Here is a 1,443-nt window from a genome sequence, read left to right on the forward strand (position 1 = left end):
GATGCACTTAAACAAACGAATAAGAAAATCAAAAAAATAATTCAAAGTCAACTTGAACAGTGGATCGCTGGCCTTCCTAATTATATCAAGGCTTATTTGCCGATATCACTCTGCGAAAGTTGAGTTAATTACATTTAAATGTTTGTCCCTCGTAACGTTACGATGAACCGTATCACAAATAGTGGTAAAGCAGAGAGTGGAAGTAGTGCTTGATAAAGAGTGGTTAGAAAAATTGCAATAAAATTAATGAAATAATTCAAAGTTTAATTTCAAAAGAGGGAATAACAATCAGATACAATCCCTCTTATATATTTCTTCAGAGTTATTCAATATGCTCAGACGACTCTAGTAATGCTTTGCTATAATTTACTCCAGCATTATAAACTTGTTTTGCACTAACAAAGAATATCCAAAACGATAAAAACAATACAGTTATAATGACTGATATAATTTCAAAAATAGGAACAGCAGAAATATTAAGTCCAACACCATAGTTTTTATAGATTGAAAATAATTGTATTGCTATTAATATTGAACATATTGTTAATCCGAAAGTTTTTAAACCAAGTAAATTTCTAGCCTGTCCATAAGAAACATTTTCATTAAAAATTAAAGAATATTTAGCCTTGTCTCTTGTTCTTTGTCTTAGGTAATCAATACAAGAATTAAATTTCTGGATTGCCTCTAAGGGGTCTTCTAGTTCTCTTTCTTTTGTTGGGATATCCACGTTTGTTAGTAACCTTAATTTTTGGTGATAACGATTTTTTGTTTCTTTATTTAATGTTTTATCGTTATTCCTTAAAATTATAGTAGCAGGAAGAGCCCCCCACATTAATAGATAGTTTATCTTGTACTTTTTTTCCTGAAGTTCTTGCAAGTATAGAAAGTGGAATTGATATGCCTAAACCAACAATTAGACTAATAATAGTTCCTTCGAGTGACCGGATTTCAGGGAACCAAAAATACAACCAAATGATAATTGGTGCGACCGTCAATAATGCAGATAGATATCTTGCCTTCCTTTCATAGGTATTAAGTAGAACCTCTAGATTCAATTTCTTTCTCCCCCTTATTATTTGTTATTTTTCAACATTTGGATTAAAGGAAAGGGGAGTTATGGCAGTCCAACCTGTCCTAGTCGGCATATTTTTGTGATGTCTAATTGTTGCACCTCTTCTGATAAAGGCATTCACTACGACTTTTTTTGGATGGTCTTCAGTCAGTTTTGATACCGAAACTAAGGTAGTAGTAGTCTGTTCGGTACCCTCAGATACTTTTTCACCAATAATTATATCAAGAACACTAGGTTGAAAGATGGTAGTGTCAAAACTTCTATGAAAAAGTAACCTGAAGTCTTTTTCTTCTTTCCTTTTTGAAGTGGAGAGGCTCGCAATCGCTCTTGACAAACACACCAATGGTTTGAATTCAGGTTATCAAGGGCGA

General features: G+C 32.8%; 3 protein-coding genes. All 3 read right to left on the reverse strand.

The window, feature by feature from the left end; translation table 11 throughout:
* Positions 1 to 322 precede the first annotated feature (322 nt).
* The 3 genes from QQZ16_RS03075 to QQZ16_RS03085 are packed head-to-tail and all read right to left on the reverse strand — an operon-like array spanning position 323 to position 1,406.
* Positions 323 to 832: a ComEC/Rec2 family competence protein gene (locus QQZ16_RS03075; protein WP_035416352.1), complete on the reverse strand. Its 510-nt coding sequence runs from the start codon at positions 830 to 832 to the stop codon at positions 323 to 325.
* The gene (locus QQZ16_RS03080; protein ID WP_031537006.1) at positions 792 to 1,055 is read right to left on the reverse strand and encodes a hypothetical protein; all 264 of its coding nucleotides are present in this window, start codon (positions 1,053 to 1,055) and stop codon (positions 792 to 794) included. The genes QQZ16_RS03075 and QQZ16_RS03080 overlap by 41 nt, the downstream gene beginning before the upstream one ends.
* A gap of 24 nt (positions 1,056 to 1,079) precedes the next feature.
* On the reverse strand, positions 1,080 to 1,406 hold the full coding sequence (locus tag QQZ16_RS03085) for a hypothetical protein (protein ID WP_284561086.1): 327 nt from the start codon (positions 1,404 to 1,406) through the stop codon (positions 1,080 to 1,082).
* Positions 1,407 to 1,443: the final 37 nt, after the last annotated feature.

Origin of the sequence: Bacillus sp. T2.9-1 (genome assembly GCF_950097965.1) — a bacterium.
Taxonomy (GTDB): domain Bacteria; phylum Bacillota; class Bacilli; order Bacillales; family Cytobacillaceae; genus Niallia; species Niallia hominis.

Bases quoted from the DNA above. Each gene is read 5' to 3' on its own strand.
- QQZ16_RS03075 (WP_035416352.1), bottom strand. From the start codon at position 832: ATGTGGGGGGCTCTTCCTGCTACTATAATTTTAAGGAATAACGATAAA.